Origin of the sequence: Marinospirillum alkaliphilum DSM 21637 (assembly GCF_900119735.1) — a bacterium.
GTDB classification, from domain to species: Bacteria; Pseudomonadota; Gammaproteobacteria; order Pseudomonadales; family Halomonadaceae; genus Marinospirillum; species Marinospirillum alkaliphilum.
This window is the reverse complement of sequence record NZ_FPJW01000005.1, coordinates 184,501-201,230: the sequence shown is the minus strand read 5'-3', so window position 1 is coordinate 201,230 and position 16,730 is coordinate 184,501. Positions and strand designations below refer to the sequence as shown.

Below are 16,730 nucleotides of genomic sequence, written 5' to 3'. Positions count from 1 at the left end.
AGGCTGCTGAACCAGAGCCTTTCAATGGAGCCGCATTGTGTCCGGCACTTCAATACAGATCAAGGTGGTACTGTTATCAGCCAGCAGCATGACGGTGATGGCTGGTGCCTTGATCACTCCTGTGTTACCCGATATCGGTCGTCACTTTTCGGACTGGCCGGATGTCTGGGTCAAACTCATCATCACGCTGCCAGCCCTGTTCATTGCACTCTTCTCTCCTTTGATGGGTTGGCTGGCGGATCGTTACGGGCGTTTGCCGGTATTAAAAACCTGCCTGCTGATTTATGCCCTGGCCGGTGCTGCCGGTGGTCTGGTGGATACGCTGGGCTGGATGTTGCTGACTCGTGCACTGCTGGGTATTGGTGTGGCTGGCATCATGGGGATTGCCACTACGCTGATCGGTGATTATTTCACCGGTCAGGCACGGCAACGTTTTATGGGCTTGCAAGGCAGCTTCATGGCGCTGGGTGGCGTGATTTACATCAATCTGGGCGGTGGCCTGGCACTGATCAGCTGGCGAGCAGCTTTTATGGTTTATCTGGCTGGGCTGCTGGTGTGGTTGCTGGCCTGGCTCTATTTGCGTGAACCGGCGCGCAAGACCTTGTCTGACCCTTTGACTGACTCAATGAATCCTCCCGCTTTTCCCTGGCGGCAGGTGTTGCCGGTTTATGCCCTGGGTTTTGCGGCCATGAGCCTGTTTTACATGCTGCCGGCACAAATGCCTTTTTTATTGGTGCAACGATTTGATGCCAGTAGCCTGCAGACCGCCTGGGTGATTTCATCCAGCACCCTGGCCGGGGCTCTGGCCGGTTACCTGTTTGGTGGCTTCAAGAATCACCTTTCTCATGCCCGTATTTATGCCCTGGCATTTTTGTTATTTGCGACAGGTTACCTGTTGGCGTCACTGGTGCCCTGGTACAGCCTGATGCTCTTGGCAGTGATGGTCAGTGGTTTTGGTGCGGGCATGACGTTTCCGGCTGGTAATCACTGGTTATTGCAACTGGCACCGGAAGCATTTCGGGGTCGGGTGATGGGTGGTTTTGCTTCGGTGTTTTTCACCGGACAGTTTCTTTCTCCCCTGCTGGTGGCACCGGTGGAGCTGCGTGTTGGATTAACCGGTGCATTTCAGGTGGCTGCTTTGTTGGCGCTGGTGTTAAGTGTGCTGCTGTTGTGGCGTCCACCTGCAAGGGCATCCTCGGCAGGTGATGGCCAGTCATGAAACCTGCTGATCGGCTGACGGGTTACAGCCTGCTGTTGATGGTCATCCTGGCGCTGACAGCCAGTTTTGGTTTGACGGCCCTGGCCGCACTTGCCGGTTGTTTTGCCTGGCTGGCAGCAACACGTTTGTTCTGGCGTCTGACGCGGCTGCAAAAGATTCAGGTGCTGGTGATGTTGCTGATCGGGCTGGCGGGTTTGCTCTGGGGGCAGTGGCATGCCACCGGTGTGCGTTGGTGGTGGCAGGCTCTGGAGGCTAATCAGGGGCTGTTGAGCATGCTGGTGTCGGTCAGTTTTCTGCGCCTGGTGGCAGTGACTGATCTGGCGGCAAAAGAAGCCTTGCCGGTGGGACGTAAGGCGCTGTGGAAAACCCTGCTGGGTGTGCATGCTTTTGGTGCGGTGATTAACTTCTCGGCGATGATCATCATGGCTGATCGTCTGTCCGCTCGCCAGCAACTGACACCCTTGCAGGCGTTGGTGATTTCCCGTGGTTTTACTTTGGCTGCCCACTGGTCACCCTTTTTTGCAGCCATGGGGGTGGTGTTGATCAGCGCGCCCGGAGCCAGTCTCTGGACCTTGATGCCTGTGGGCCTGGCATTGGCTGCTGTAGGTCTGCTGCTGGCGGGCTGGTGGTTATTGCAGCAGCCTGAAGCCGCACAGACACCGGCCTACCCGATGCACTGGAAAGCCCTGCTGTTACCACTGTTACTGGCGATCAGTGTACTGACAGCTCACAGCCTCTGGGAGGCAGTACCGGTTTTAACGCTGGTCTCGCTGTTATCTCTGGTATTCACCCTGGTGTTACTTGCCTGGCGTTATCGGCGTAAGGGTTGGCTGCGTTTACAGCAGCACATTGAACACACCTTGCCGACCATGTCTGGTGAAACGCTGCTGTTTCTGGCAGCCGGGGTGCTGGCTGCCGGAGTGGGATCAGCACTTCAGGCTGCTGACTTTTCGCTGCAGCTGGCGCATTTTGGTCCCTGGCAAGCCTGGTTGTTGTTACTGGTGCTGGTGGGGGTTTCCGGGCTGGGTGTGCATCCGGTCATCAGTATTGCCATTGCCGGTGGCTTGTTTGCGCCCTGGGTGAGTGATCCCAACCTTCTGGCCCTGGTATTTTTAATGACCTGGGCGCTGGGGGTTACCCTGTCACCCTTGTCAGGTACTCATCTGGCCATGCAAGGGCGATATGGTTTGCCCTCTTATGCCTTCACCCGCTGGAATGCAGGTTATGTGTTGTTGCTGCTGCTGGTGCAGTTCATGGCATTGCAACTTTATGGTTTTTTTACATAGCGCCAACATTTATTACAGTAAGCGATGGCCTGATGGAGTAACTTCTGCCCATTAACCACAGCAGGGAGGCCGCTTCCTTGAAAGATAATTATCTGCGCATGCTGCAATTGCTGGAAGGCATTCGCCAGCCAGTTGCTGTTCCCACCGGCAGTGCCGGGCTTTATACCGAAATTGTCAGAGATCAACTGCATCTGGTATTTGCGGCCAAGGTGGAGGGTCAGGTGCACCGTGCTCGTTTAAGCACCCGTTTGAGTGGCGATGAGCAGATACGTATAGAAGATCTGACCGGTACTCAGCCATTACTGGATAGCCAGACTCCCAATCCTTTTTCCGGGCAGGGTGTTTCAACCTTTCTGGTTAATACCCTGCTGGAAACGCTGGGCAATGTATTACCTGAATACGCCGTTTTATCCGGTCGCCTGAAGGCACCTCAATCCGTGACTTTTGAGCCTCTGGCGGCGCGTCGTAACTTCTGGCGGCGGTTCGGCTTTGAAATTGAAAGCTGGGGTGAAGGCAAGGAGCGGGTGGTGGGTACACTCGGTACATTAAACGCTTATCCTGAGCAGTTGCTGGGTGGTCCAGCACAAGAAGGAGTGGACCTGCTGCATTTGCATCTGGTCAGTTGATGCCTGAATAACCTTTGATTTTCGACAGGCTTTATTGAAACAGTCTCTTGCGGGCTGTTTTTTTTTGTCCTTTTCCTGTTAGTCTTGAGTGAAAAACAGCAGGGAGAAGAATGATGTTTGAAGCAGCAGAACTGGGCAGAACACTCGATAAAGACATTTACAAGAAAGAGTTGCCAGACTTGCGTGCTGAGTTACTGCAGATTCAGCAGGAGCTGCTGGGGTGCAATTTCCCGGTACTGGTGCTGATTTCTGGCGTGGATGGGGCTGGCAAGGGTGAAATGGTCAACCAGTTGCATGAATGGATGGACCCTCGCCACTTGGAAACCACCGCTTTTGATGCACCCACTGATGAAGAAAAAGAGCGTCCACACTTCTGGCGCTACTGGCGGGCACTGCCACCCAAAGGCAAGATTGGTATCCATTTCAGTTCCTGGTACAGCGACCCCATTACTCAAAAGGTGGAAGGCAAGATTGCTGACCACGATCTGGAAGCCTATTTATCTCGCATCAATATCCTCGAAAAAATGCTGGTGGATGATGGTGTGCTGCTGATCAAGTTGTGGCTGCATCTGGGCAAAAAACACTACAAAGAGCGCATTAAATCCCTGGCAGCCGATCCCAAAACAGCCTGGCGAGTCACGCAGAAAAACATTGATAACATCAAGGTCTATGACAGCTTCCGAGAAGTGGCTGAAATCACCCTGACCCAGACCAGTACCGGCCAGGCTCCCTGGATCATTGTTGAAGGTTATGACGCCAACTACCGCAGCCTGACCGTCGGGCGCCTGTTGCGTGACATGATCCGCAAGCGCATGGACACAGACCCCAGGGTACTGGTATCACCGGGAATGGACTGGAGCAGCAAGGCAGTCGACAAAACCACCCTGCTGGACTTTGTTGATCTGGAAAAGTCCCTGGGGAAAAAAGAATACCTGGAGCAACTGACTCATTATCAGGCCCACCTGAGTGAACTGGCCCGCAAGGCCCACAAGAACAAAATCAGCACCGTGATGGCGCTGGAAGGTTGGGATGCGGCCGGTAAAGGCGGCATGATTCGCCGGATTATCCATGCCCTGGATGCACGCCATTACCGGGTCATTCCGGTGGCGGCACCCACCGATGAAGAAAAAGCCCGTCATTACCTCTGGCGCTTCTGGCGTCATTTGCAGCGGGGTGGGCATTTCACCATCTTTGACAGGACCTGGTATGGCCGGGTGCTGGTGGAGCGCATTGAAGGTTATGCCCGCGAGGATGAGTGGATTCGTGCTTATCAGGAAATCAATGAGTTTGAGGAAGAGCTCACCGAGCATGGCATTGTGTTGATGAAATACTGGCTGCACATCGACAAGGATGAACAGCTGGCCCGTTTCAAGGCCAGGGAGCAGATCAGCTACAAGCAACACAAGATCACCGATGAGGATTACCGCAACCGTGAGCGCTGGGATGACTATGCCATGGCCATTGCAGACATGGTGGAGCGCACCAGCACCCGGCATGCCCCCTGGGACATCATTGAGGGCAATGACAAGCGTTATGCCCGGGTGCGAGCACTGCAACTCCTGTGTGAACGTCTGGAAAAAGTGCTGTAATCAAATTTGCTGCCGGACAAACTGCTGCAACTGCGGGTAAAAGGTCCGAAAGTCCTGCAGCAGTTCACCATAATGCTGTTGTAACTGGGGCCAGAAAACGGCCTCCAGTTGCGGACAGCGCATCCGCCGGGACATGCCATGCAACACCTGGCGCAGTACGGCAAACTCCCGGTAACTGCCCAGCCAGTCATCTTCAATCAGATAAGGGGCCATCTGCTGCAACCGCCCCGGCAGGTCTGCCTGATCCTGCAACACCTGATAAACCCGTTGCGTGAACTGCATCAGAGGCTCGTCGGCATAATCCTGCCAGTGCGCCGCCAGGCAGTGATCAAAAAACACATCCAGCACGATGCCTGAATAACGGCGCAGCTCCGGCTGAAAGCGACCGCGTGCCTTGCCGGGTTGAGGGTGTTGATCCGTCCAGGCATCAATCCTGCGGTGCAGTTGGATGGCTGCTTCCAGCTCCGCCGGATAATCTCCTTTCAGCGGACCCTTCACAAAATCCCCGTACAGACTGCCGAGCAGTTGTTGTGGACGCGAACCGCCCAGATGCAGGTGTGCCAGATAATTCATTGATCAGTTTCCTGAGGTCTTGCAATGCCTGATAACGCTTGCCGGTGCAGGGTTGAGTGAAGCTCAGGCGCAGTGCCTGCCCAAATTGGCCGCTGGCAGAAAACAGTGGTCCCGGTGTAATCACCAAGCTTGCTTGCAAGGCCTGGTGATAGAGCTGCAAGCTATCCAGTGGTTGCTGCCATTCTGCCCAGAGGCATAAGCCACCCTGTGGCCTACTGAAATGAAGGCCTTGTGGCCATAGTGTTTCCAGCTCCTGCATCAGTTGTTCGCTTTGCTGTTGCAGAGTAATGCAGCGTTGGCGCAGGTGTCGGTCATAGTGGCCATCTTCCAGATAAGCCGCCAGGCCTTGCTGAACAAAACGGCTGCTGGCCAGTTGTGTCACCAGTTTGAGCCGAACCACCTGGGATTGCCAGCGCCCGGCATGAATCCAGCCCAGTCGCAGGTCTCTGGACAGGGTTTTTGAGAAGGAACCACAGAGAATGACTCGACCCTGCTGATCCAGTGCTTTCAGTGGGGAAGGTCGGCTGTAAAACCCCAGCTCCCGGTAGATGTCATCCTCTATCAGTGTGAAATCCATCTGTTCTGCCAGTTGCAGCAGTTTTTTCTGCTGTTCAACCGGCATCAGCGAACCGGTCGGGGTGGCAAAAGCAGGTGTCACCACACAGGCACGAATTGGCCATTGCCTGGCTGCTTTTTCCAACCACTCCAGATCCATGCCAGTGACGGGTGAAGCCGGAATTTCCAGTACGCGCAGCTCCAGCTGTTCCAGCAGCTGCAGCACACCATAAAAGCCGGGTGACTCCACCGCCACCAGATCACCCTTGTTGCAACAGGCTTTCAGGGCCAGAAACAAGGCATGCTGGCAGCCGGAGGTGATGCAGAGGTCTTCGGCGGTCAGTGCACATCCGTCATTCTGATACCTCAGTGCCAGTTGCTGGCGCAGTGGCCAGTAACCGGCGGGTTCATCATAGTGCAGGTGAGTCACACCCTGTTGCTGGCGCAGTGCGCGACCAATGGAACGATTCAGGATCTGGATGCCGGGGATTGATTGTTGCTGTTGAAGTTCACGGGGCAGCAGGTCAAAGGCTGCTCCCCGCTGCATGATATCGGCCAGCAGTTCGCTGACATTAACCGGTGCCGGAGTGGGTGGCTGAGCCTGACGCAGTGGCAGAGGGGTGAGCTCTGCCGGAGTGTTTTGGCGAACAAAATAACCGGAGCGTGATCTGGCCTCGATTCTGCCGCTGGCTTCAAGACGCTGCAGGGCATGGAGTACGGTGGCCTTTGACAGGCCGTGCTGCTGGCACAACTGGCGGATGGAAGGCAGACGTTGCCCCGGCTTCCAGCGTTGCTGATCCAGTTCTTGCAGTAGCAGGTATTGTAAACGCTGATAGGCATGATCAGTTGACATGGTTAAGCCTTATGGTCTCATCTGTGCCTATTGTTATTTATTTTTTTGTGCCTGTCTCTATCGAGGGCCAGTCTCTAAGCTGCCTGTAAGTTCATTGTTACAGGTGTTCAGCATGAGAAATAAGGCGCAAAGCGGAGCCACAAAAATCCACGTCCGTCTGACTGAAGGGCATTTCCAGAACTTGCGGCGACTGATCAGCTGGCCTTTGTTGCTGGCTTTTTTCGGGATGGTGTGGGTGCAGGTGGATGGTTTGCCCTGGTTGCTGTTCGATTTCGAGCAACGGCGACTGATACTGTTCGGCAGCCACTTTGCCTGGCAGGATTTCCACATCATGACGGCGCTGATGATTGCCGGGGCAGCTTTGCTATTCACCCTGGCAATGGCCTGGGGACGGGTCTGGTGTGGTTTTGCCTGTCCGCAGAGTATCTGGACCTGGCTGTTTCTGCGCATTGAACACTGGACTGAAGGGCGGGCCGCCCAGCGTGCCAGAAGTGAAGGGCAGCCATTGCAGGGTTCACGTTTATTCCGCAGGGTCAGCAAACACCTGTTGTGGTTGTTGCTGGCTGCTGTCACCGGGCTGACCTTCACCGGTTATTTCATTCCCATCCGTGAAATGTTGCCACAACTGATCAGCATGCAGGCGACGCCGGCACTGTTGATCTGGCTGCTTTGCATGACTCTGTTGACCTATCTGAATGCCGGTCTGGTGCGTGAGCAGATCTGTCTGCATGCTTGTCCTTACTCCCGTTTTCAGGGGGTGATGATGGATGATGCCACCCGCAAGGTCAGTTATGACCGGTTTCGTGGCGAACCACGGCGCAGCAGTGAACATCCAAACCCTGCGGCTGATGCCTGCATTGATTGCACGCTGTGTGTGCAGGTCTGTCCGACAGGCATTGATATTCGCAACGGCATGCAGGCCGCCTGCATTGACTGTGGTGCCTGCATTGATGCCTGTGATCAGGTGATGCACAAAACTGGACAGCCCACTGGCCTGATCCGTTTTGCTTCGGAGCTGCAATTGCAAGGTGAAGCTGATCATTTCTGGCGTCCCCGCCTGATGGGTTACCTGCTGATCTGCCTGGTGGCTGTTTCAGCGGCCAGTTATGGTTTTTACGGCAAGAAAGAACTGACGGCTGAGATCAGGCGGGACCGGGGTGAGTTGTTCCGTGTTCTGTCAGATGGCCGGTTGTGCAACTTTTACCACATCAAGGTTGAAAGTTTTAATCCGGCACAGCAGCAAGTGGCTGTTGTGTTGTTGGAGCCATCTGAGTTGTCTTTGTATGGCCCGCAGCAGTTGCAACTGGACAATCGCGGGGATTGGGTGGCCTACCGGATCTGTGGTGAGGATTCAGCCGCAGCCCCACGTTCATTGCTGGTACAATTCACCACTGATTCCAGTGTGTTGATCAAGCGGACAACCTTTATATCACGCTTGTCATCCCCATCTGCCTGAACAGGAAAAGTAATGCTCGGACTTTTGATACTGGTGGTGTTCCAGTTACTGGGAACACTGATTGCCGTTGCCGGGGTCAAGTTGCCCGGCCCGGTGATAGGTATGCTGTTGTTATTGATGACCCTGTTGCTGCTGCGCCGTGTGCCGGAGCCTTTGAAGGTGACCAGCACCCAGTTGCTGAAATACCTGCCGCTGATGCTGATTCCGCCGGCGGTGGGTATTCTGTCGCAGTGGCAAGTGGTGACCTCTCATCTGTTGGCGATCAGTGTGTCACTGATTGGTGCACTGCTGATCAGCATTCCGCTGACAGCCTGGGTGCTGCAAGGGCTGGTGCGTCGCAGGAGGGTCAGTGAATGATCAGCACGATGATTCAGACCAGTATCCAGCACCCATTGTTCGGTCTGCTGGTGACACTGGCCAGTTATCAACTGGCCATGGAGTTGAACCGGCGTACCCGCTCAATGCTGGCTCAGCCGGTATTGATTGGCACACTGCTGGTGGTGGGGGTGTTGCTGCTGCTGGAAGTGGACTATGCCACCTACAATGAATCAGCCGCACTGGTCTGGTTGTTTCTGGGACCGGCCACCGTGGCTTTGGCGGTGCCGCTGTATACCCACTTGCGCCGCATCCGCGACTATTTCTGGCCGTTGCTGGCAGCCTTGTTGATAGGTGGTTTCACCACCGTTCTGCTGACACTGGGTCTGGCCTGGTTGCTGGGGGCGGATGAAGCCCTGCTGGCATCCCTGGCACCCAAGTCGGTCACTTCGCCGATTGCCATTCTGCTGGCTGAAGATCTGGGTGGTTCACCGGCGCTGGCAGCCGTGTTTGTAATGATCACGGGTGTGGCTGGTGCGGTGATGGCTCCCGGCCTGCTGAAACTGGCAGGCATTGACCTGCCAGCGGCACGCGGTTTCACCCTGGGGTTAAATGCCCATGCCGCCGGAACGGCCGTGGCGCTGGAAGAAGGTGAAGAAACCGCTGCTTTTGCAGCACTGGCCATGAGTCTGACCGGAGCAGTGACGGCCATCCTGCTGCCCTTGTTTTACAGTCTGGCGGGTTGATGGGGGCAAGGTGTTTGTTGCCGCAAGGGGTGCCGGAGACTGGGCTATAATGTTTTATTCAACGAATAGATAAACAGAGGGGCCTGATCACCATGCCTGAACCCCTGCTGGAATTCATCGGTCAGTTCTCCATTTCATCAGAACTGATTCGCCTGTTGCTCAGTACCCTGGTGTTGCTGGTGGCGATGCTGGTATTGCGAGCAATTGGCGCTCGCCTGATCCGGCGCAGTGTGGAGTCCACGGAGCTGCGGCGCAAATGGCTGGTGCAGTCCCGCAATGGTTTGCTGTTGCTGACCCTGCTGGGGCTGTTCATGATCTGGGGTGAAGAGCTGCGCACCCTGGCCTTGTCAGTGGTGGCTATTGCAGTAGCTTTTGTGGTGGCCACCAAGGAGCTGATCCTGTGTGTCACCGGTGGCCTGCTGAAAACCGGTGCCCGCTCTTTTGACATTGGTGACCGCATCCAGATCAAGGATTTTCGGGGTGATGTGATTGACCAGAATTTGTTGGTCACCACCATTCTGGAGGTTGGGCCGGGCAAACTCACTCATCAGCGTACCGGGCGCATGATTGTGTTGCCCAACGCACTGTTTGTTTCCGAACCGGTCATCAATGAAAGTTTCACTCATGACTATGTGCTGCACGTGTTCACCGTGCCCTTCATGCGCAAGGACCATTGGCGGGAAGCCCAGCAGCAGCTGCTGGAATCGGCACAGAAACACTGTGCCCCCTACCTGGAAAACGTGCGTCGTCACATGAACCGGGTTGCCAGCCAGCGCGGGTTGGAAGTTCCTACGGTGGAACCTCGCGTCAGCCTGCAGTTTCCGGAGCCGGATGAAGTGCATCTGGTGGTCAGGGTGCCGGCAAAAGCGGCCCAGCGCAGCTACATCGAACAGTCAATCCTGGCCGAGGTTTTTGAAGCACAGGATTATCTGGCTGCTGCCAAACCTTCCAACTGATCTGCGATCTCTTTTTTTCTTCTCTTCTCTGTTCTTTTTTTTCTTCTCTGGTGCATGCAAGCACTTGTTGTGCCTTGTTGGTGCACTCTGTCAGGCTTTTGTCCAGATTGAAACACCCTATTTTATCTTATCCAGTTGAATTAAAACAACTAATGTCTGGATGGCATCGCTTGTGCTCTTTCTTGTATACAAGTTAGCGCACAAGGTGATGACCGATGCAGATCAAACCCGAAACAACTGGCTGGACACTGGCCGACTGGCAGCTTGCCCAGCAGCAGGGGCAGGGACTGGAGCGTTTGCTGGCGCTGCTGGCTGCACTGGATGCAGCAGCAAGTCAGTCGGCTGATGTGGCCTGGATTTTTCGTGTTGATGCGGCTGGCCTGAAAAGCCAGTGGCAGGCGCTTGAAGCGCGCAAGGCGGCTGGTGAAAACCTGCCTTTGCTGGGTGTGCCCTTTGCCATCAAGGACAATATTGATGCCGCAGGCTGGCCAACTACCGCAGCCTGTCCGGCGTTCAGCTATACCGCTGCCGAGGATGCCAGGGTGGTGGCTTGCCTGAAGGCTGCCGGTGCGGTGTTGATCGGCAAGACCAACCTGGATCAGTTTGCCACCGGTCTGGTGGGCACTCGTTCACCCTATGGCGCCGTGCCCAACTCCTTTGATTCGAGTTATGTCTCCGGTGGCTCCAGTTCGGGTTCTGCTTCAGTGGTGGCGCGAGGATTGGTGCCTTTTGCACTGGGTACCGATACTGCCGGTTCCGGTCGGGTACCTGCCGGTTTTAATAACCTTGTTGGATTAAAGCCCACGCGGGGCTGGTTTTCCAACAAGGGTGTGGTGCCTGCCTGCCGCTCGCTGGACTGTGTTTCGGTGTTTGCCCTGACGGTGGATGATGCCGTGCAGGTATCGCAAATCCTTGGTGCCGAGCAGGATCTGGATGACGCCTTTTCCCGCCGCAGCCCTCAGTCTGCCGCCGTGGGCATGCCGGAGCGTCCGCGTCTGGCGATTCCGGCGCAACTGGAGTTTTTTGGTGATACCGCCATGCAGGCCGCTTTTGAGCAGGCACGCAGTGAACTGGCACAACTGGCCGAGCTGGTGGAAATCGATTTTACGCCTTTCAGTGAATTGGCAGCCTTGTTGTATCAGGGGCCCTGGGTGGCCGAGCGAACTCACGCAGTTGGGGCGTTGGTGCAGCAGCCAGAAGCCATGGACCCGACAGTTCATGCCATTGTCAGCAAGGGTGGTGAATACACGGCACTGGATGCCTTTGCCGCTGAATACCGCAGGCAGGAGCTGGCCCGCTGCATTCAGCAGCAATTGCAGCAGGTGGATGCGTTGGTGGTGCCGACCTCACCGACCATTCGCACCCTGGCGGAAATGCAGCAGGAGCCGATTCTTTACAACTCTCAGTTTGGCACCTACACCAACTTCACCAATCTGGCCGATCTTTCCGCGCTGGCGCTGCCAGCACCTTTTCGCAGTGATGGTCTGCCATCCGGCATCACCTTGATTGCCAATGCCTGGCAGGATTTTGCGTTGGCTGATTTCGGTCGTCGCTGGCAGCAGCATCTGGCGCTGCCGCTGGGTGCCACCGATCAGGCCTTCAAGCCTTCAGACGTGACCAGCAAACCTGTGGCTCCCGGTGCTGTCAGGGTTGCCGTGGTGGGTGCCCACCTGCGTGGCATGCCATTGAATTTTCAGCTCACCACCCGCCATGCCGCCTTTGTGGAAGCCACCGAGACCGCGCCTGAATACCGCCTTTATGCCCTGGCCAACACCACACCGCCGAAACCGGGATTGGCGCGGGTGGCTGAGAAGGGGGCATCCATTCTGGTGGAACTCTGGGATGTGCCGCTGGCGAACTTTGGTGCCTTTGTGGCGGAAATTCCTGAACCCCTGGGCATTGGCAATCTGTTGCTGCAAGACGGACGCAGCGTCAAGGGATTCATCTGTGAGCCCCTGGCACTGGGCAGTGCAAAAGACATCACTCACTTCGGCGGCTGGCGCGCTTACATCGCCGATCTGAAAAAATCTCAGGAGACTCCCGCATGAATGCAACAAGCCACCGCTATTTCTCCACCGTGCTGATTGCCAATCGTGGCGAAATTGCCTGCCGCGCGATCCGTACCCTCAAGCGTCTGGGTATTCGCAGTGTGGCTGTGTATGCCGAGGATGATCGCAATGCCGTGCATGTGCGGGAAGCCGATGTGGCGGTTTCACTGGCCGGTCATCGGGCCGATGAAACCTATCTGGACATGGACAAGATTCTGGCGGCAGCAAAAAACACCGGTGCCGAGGCCATTTACCCCGGTTATGGTTTTCTGTCGGAAAGTGCCGAGTTTGCCGAGCGCTGTGACATCGAAGGCATCACCTTCATTGGTCCCACAGCCAGCCAGATCCGGGACTTTGGCCTGAAGCACCGTGCACGTGCCCTGGCTGAAGCCGCTGGTGTGCCGCTGACACCGGGCAGTGACCTGCTGCAGAGCCTGGAGCAGGCACTGGAAGAGGCCGAGCGCATCAGTTACCCGGTGATGTTAAAAAGCACTGCAGGCGGTGGTGGCATCGGCATGACCCGCTGCAACACGGCCGATGAACTGCGTGAAGCCTATGACCGGGTGGTTCGCCTTGGGCAGCAGTATTTTAATGATGGCAGTGTGTTTCTGGAGCACTGCATTGACCATGCCCGCCATGTGGAAGTGCAACTGCTGGGGGATGGCCTGGGTGAAGTGGTGGCGCTGGGTGAACGGGACTGCTCCCTGCAGCGCCGTCATCAGAAGGTGGTGGAAGAAACCCCGGCACCGCATCTGCCTGCAGCCACCCGCAAGGCGCTGATTGAAGCTGCCGAAAGCCTGGGTCGCAGCGTGAATTATCGCAGTGCCGGTACCGTGGAGTTCATCTACGATGCCGACAAGGATGCTTTTTATTTTCTGGAAGTGAACACCCGTCTGCAGGTGGAACACCCGGTCACTGAATGTGTCACCGGGCTGGATCTGATCGAACAGATGTTGGCGGTGGCAGCCGGTCAGGCAGACCTGGCGCCGTTGCGCAACATCACCCCGCAGGGTGCTGCCATGGAAGTGCGGGTGTATGCCGAAAACCCCTTGAAAAACTTTCAGCCCAGCCCCGGTAGCCTGAGTGAAGTCATTTTACCTGATGACTTGCCGGGCATCCGGGTGGATGGTTGTGTTGAAAACGGCAGTGAAGTCTCCTCCGGTTTTGACCCGATGATTGCCAAGATCATTGCTTATGGTGAGGATCGTGCGGAAGCCCTCAGTCGCCTGCGGGCTGCACTGGCAGCAACCCGCTTTTATGGTATTCCCACCAATCTGGAATATCTGCGGGCGGTGCTGGCGGATCAGGGCTTTGCAGCAGGGCAGGTGTCTACCCGAGCGCTGGATCATTTCAGTTACACCAGTCGCAGTGTGGAAGTGCTGGTGCCCGGCACCTACACCAGTGTGCAGGATCTGCCGGGTCGTCTGGGTTACTGGGACATCGGTGTGCCACCGTCCGGTCCGATGGATGACAAGGCATTTGCACTGGCCAACCGCCTGGTGGGTAACCTCGCAGATGCAGCTGGCATTGAAGCCACCCTGATCGGCCCGACCCTGAAATTCAATATTGATACGGTGATCGCTGTCACCGGTGCCTGTGAGTCCGCCACCCTGGATGATCAGCCCTTGCCGGGCTGGCAGGCGGTGGCCGTGAAAGCCGGTCAGGTGCTGAATCTGGGGCAGGCTAAAAGCGGCTGCCGGGCCTATCTGGCGATTCGGGGTGGTCTGGATGTACCGGTGTATCTGGGCAGTCGTTCCACCTTTGCACTGGGTCAGTTCGGTGGTTTCTGCGGCCGCACCTTGCGTGCCGGTGACCTGCTGGAACTGCTGCCGGAAACCACCGATCTTGCCGCCCCGGCACAGGCACCGGCAGAGTTGGTTCCTGCTTACGGTCAGCAGTGGCAGATTGGTGTGCTGGTCGGCCCGCACGGTGCACCGGACTTTTTCACTCAGGCCTCTTTTGAAACCTTTTTTGCCACCGACTGGGAAGTGCATTACAACGCCAACCGACTGGGTGTGCGTCTGGTGGGTCCGGTGCTGGAATGGGCCAGAACCGATGGCGGGGAAGCCGGTCTGCACCCTTCCAATGTCCACGATTGTGAATACGCCATCGGTGCGGTGAACTTCACCGGCGACAGCCCGGTGATTCTGATGAAGGATGGCCCCAGTCTGGGTGGTTTTGTCTGTCCGGTCACCATTGCCCGTGCCGAACTCTGGAAGGTGGGGCAGGTGAAACCCGGTGACACCATCCGTTTTGTGCCGATGACCTTTGATGCGGCAGTGGCGCTGGAACAAGCCTGGGATCAGGCCATCAACATCCTGCAACCCCTGCCATCCGCCTTGCGTGCATTACCGCCTCTGGATGCCAGCCTGATTGCCGAAAAAACGGATGCAGCCACTTTTAATGCCAGTGCTGCTGCGGCTTCACCCTGTGTGCTGGCCACGCTGCCCGCCACTGACGAGCGTCCGCAGGTGGTTTATCGTCAGGCCGGTGATGGTTACATCCTGATGGAATACGGCGAGAACCTGCTGGATCTGACCACGCGCATTCGTGTGCACCTGCTGATGAATGCCCTGAAAGACCGTGCCATTCCCGGTGTGCTGGAACTGGCACCGGGTGTGCGTTCCCTGCAGATTCGTTATGACGGCCAGCAACTGCACCAGCAAGAACTGCTGCAGCGCTTGCTGCAACTGGAAGACACCCTGGTCGACCCGTCCCAAGTGAAAATGCCCACCCGTGTTTTGCACCTGCCGATGGCCTTTGAAGACTCAGCCACCCTGGATGCCGTGCAGCGCTACCGTGAAACCGTGCGGGATCAGGCACCCTGGTTGCCGAACAACGTGGATTTCATCAGCCGCATCAATGGTGTCAGCCGTGAGCAGGTGCAGGAAACCCTCTACAGCGCCCGTTATCTGGTGCTGGGGCTGGGGGATGTATATCTGGGTGCGCCCTGTGCAGTGCCGGTGGACCCGCGCCATCGCCTGCTCAGCTCCAAGTACAACCCGGCCCGTACCCATACCGCTGAAGGTACCGTGGGCATCGGTGGCATGTACATGTGCATCTACGGCATGGACTCCCCCGGTGGTTATCAGCTGGTGGGGCGCACCCTGCCGATCTGGAATACCTGGTTGAAAAACCGTCAGTTTGCGCCTGATGCTCCCTGGCTGTTGCGCTTCTTTGATCAGGTGTGTTTTTACCCGGTCACCGAGGAGGAGCTGGACGTCCTGCGGGAAGATTTTCGCCACGGACGTTTCCAGTGCCGCATTGAGCAGGAAGTGTTTGATGTCGAGCAGTACCAGCAATTCCTCGAAGATCAGGCCGACAGCATCAGTGCCTTCCAGAGCCGACAGCAGCAGGCTTTCAGTGAAGAAATCAGCCGCTGGAGTGCCGAGGACATAGCACCTCCGGCCATCACTCAGGCGGAAACACCGGATACAGGTGAAGGGCTGGATGCCAGTAAAACCCCGGTGACGGCGGAAATTGCCGGTAACGTCTGGAAGCTGCTGGTGGAACCCGGCACTGAAGTGGAAGCCGGTGACACCCTGCTGGTGCTGGAAGCCATGAAAATGGAAGTGGCGATCAAGGCACCGGTGGCGGGTCTGCTGGAAGGCTTCAGCTGCACACCCGGCAAGGCAGTGCGAGCCGGTGAGCTGCTGGCGATCATTGCGAAGGAAGATGCCACCGAAGAGGTCAGCGCATGAGTCCGGCCAACTTCCTGAACAAGAACCCGAAAAACCAGCGACGTGAAAATCTGGCTGATCGCATCTATGGCCAGATCAAGGAAATGATTTTCAACTTTCAGTTGCTGCCGGGGGATTATTTCAGTGAAGCGGAGATTGCCGAGCGCTTTGAGGCCAGTCGCACACCGGTGCGTGAAGCCCTATACCGCTTGCGGCGGGAACACTATGTGGAGGTGCATTTTCGCAGTGGCTGGCAGATCAAACCCTTTGATTTCAAAGTGTTTGAGGAACTTTACGATGTTCGTATCCTGCTGGAAACCGCTGCCATTGAACGCCTTTGCAACATGACGGAAACACCGCCGCTGTTGCAGGAGCTGCGGGATTTCTGGTTGGTGCCGGAAGCACAGCGGGTTGGTGACATCACCCTCAGCGAGCAGGACCGGGAGTTTCATTCCTGCATTGTGGAGGCCGCAGGCAACCGCGAGATGGCACGTATCCATCGTGACATCAGTGAACGCATCCACATCATCCGGCGGCTGGATTTCACCAAGGGATACCGCATTGCCGCCACCTACGAAGAACACGGTGCGATTCTCGAAGCCATCGAGCATCGCCGTATCGATCATGCCCAGAGGTTGATGACAGCTCACATTGCCGTCAGCCGGGATGAAGTCAGAAAAATAACAATACACATGTTGCAGGAAGCAAGAGCCAGGCACCAGGAAGCCAGTGACAGTGAATCGCCGGAACCTCTCAAAAACAGCTGAATTTGGAGTTAAAACGATGCAGATTCTTAAAAAAATCAAGTCAGGCAGCAAAAGCTTCGCC

At 56.4% G+C, this 16,730-nt stretch carries 13 protein-coding genes; 11 read left to right on the top strand and 2 right to left on the bottom strand.

Going from position 1 to position 16,730, the window contains the following annotated elements:
• Positions 1–37: 37 nt before the first annotated feature.
• From BT114_RS08700 to pap, 4 genes are all read left to right on the top strand, one after another.
• Entirely contained in the window at positions 38–1,219 is a 1,182-nt protein-coding gene (locus tag BT114_RS08700) for an MFS transporter (protein WP_084662060.1), read from the top strand.
• Positions 1,216–2,505, top strand: a complete 1,290-nt coding sequence (locus tag BT114_RS08695) for a hypothetical protein (RefSeq protein ID WP_072325984.1) — start codon at positions 1,216–1,218, stop codon at positions 2,503–2,505. The genes BT114_RS08700 and BT114_RS08695 overlap by 4 nt, the downstream gene beginning before the upstream one ends.
• Before the next feature lie 77 nt (positions 2,506–2,582).
• Positions 2,583–3,131 carry a hypothetical protein gene (locus BT114_RS08690; RefSeq protein WP_072325983.1) on the top strand — a complete coding sequence of 183 codons (549 nt, stop codon included), beginning with the start codon at positions 2,583–2,585 and terminating at the stop codon, positions 3,129–3,131.
• A gap of 110 nt (positions 3,132–3,241) precedes the next feature.
• Entirely contained in the window at positions 3,242–4,720 is a 1,479-nt protein-coding gene (pap, locus tag BT114_RS08685) for a polyphosphate:AMP phosphotransferase (RefSeq protein ID WP_218163484.1), read from the top strand.
• On the opposite strand, the gene BT114_RS08680 is transcribed toward pap, so the two are convergent.
• On the bottom strand, positions 4,721–5,233 hold the full coding sequence (locus BT114_RS08680) for an acyl carrier protein phosphodiesterase (RefSeq protein WP_425434783.1): 513 nt from the start codon (positions 5,231–5,233) through the stop codon (positions 4,721–4,723).
• Positions 5,148–6,701 carry an aminotransferase-like domain-containing protein gene (locus BT114_RS08675; protein ID WP_072325980.1) on the bottom strand — a complete coding sequence of 518 codons (1,554 nt, stop codon included), beginning with the start codon at positions 6,699–6,701 and terminating at the stop codon, positions 5,148–5,150. The genes BT114_RS08680 and BT114_RS08675 overlap by 86 nt, the downstream gene beginning before the upstream one ends.
• A gap of 112 nt (positions 6,702–6,813) precedes the next feature.
• Between BT114_RS08675 and ccoG the strand changes: the two genes are divergently transcribed.
• The 7 genes from ccoG (at position 6,814) to BT114_RS08640 (ending at position 16,669) form a co-directional block, all read left to right on the top strand.
• Entirely contained in the window at positions 6,814–8,157 is a 1,344-nt protein-coding gene (gene ccoG, locus BT114_RS08670; RefSeq protein ID WP_072325979.1) for a cytochrome c oxidase accessory protein CcoG, read from the top strand.
• A gap of 12 nt (positions 8,158–8,169) precedes the next feature.
• A complete protein-coding gene (locus BT114_RS08665) occupies positions 8,170–8,514 on the top strand; it encodes a CidA/LrgA family protein (RefSeq protein WP_072325978.1) in 345 nt (114 codons plus the stop codon).
• A complete protein-coding gene (locus BT114_RS08660; RefSeq protein ID WP_072325977.1) occupies positions 8,511–9,218 on the top strand; it encodes an LrgB family protein in 708 nt (235 codons plus the stop codon). The genes BT114_RS08665 and BT114_RS08660 overlap by 4 nt, the downstream gene beginning before the upstream one ends.
• A gap of 92 nt (positions 9,219–9,310) precedes the next feature.
• Entirely contained in the window at positions 9,311–10,174 is an 864-nt protein-coding gene (locus tag BT114_RS08655; protein ID WP_072325976.1) for a mechanosensitive ion channel domain-containing protein, read from the top strand.
• 215 nt (positions 10,175–10,389) lie between these two features.
• Complete coding sequence (gene atzF, locus BT114_RS08650; RefSeq protein ID WP_072325974.1) at positions 10,390–12,222, top strand: allophanate hydrolase; 1,833 nt, start codon at positions 10,390–10,392, stop codon at positions 12,220–12,222.
• On the top strand, positions 12,219–15,923 hold the full coding sequence (gene uca / locus BT114_RS08645; RefSeq protein WP_072325972.1) for an urea carboxylase: 3,705 nt from the start codon (positions 12,219–12,221) through the stop codon (positions 15,921–15,923). The genes atzF and uca overlap by 4 nt, the downstream gene beginning before the upstream one ends.
• Positions 15,920–16,669 (top strand): GntR family transcriptional regulator, encoded by a 750-nt coding sequence (locus BT114_RS08640; RefSeq protein ID WP_072325969.1) that lies wholly within the window; start codon positions 15,920–15,922, stop codon positions 16,667–16,669. Before uca ends, BT114_RS08640 begins: the two co-directional genes overlap by 4 nt.
• Positions 16,670–16,730 lie beyond the last annotated feature (61 nt).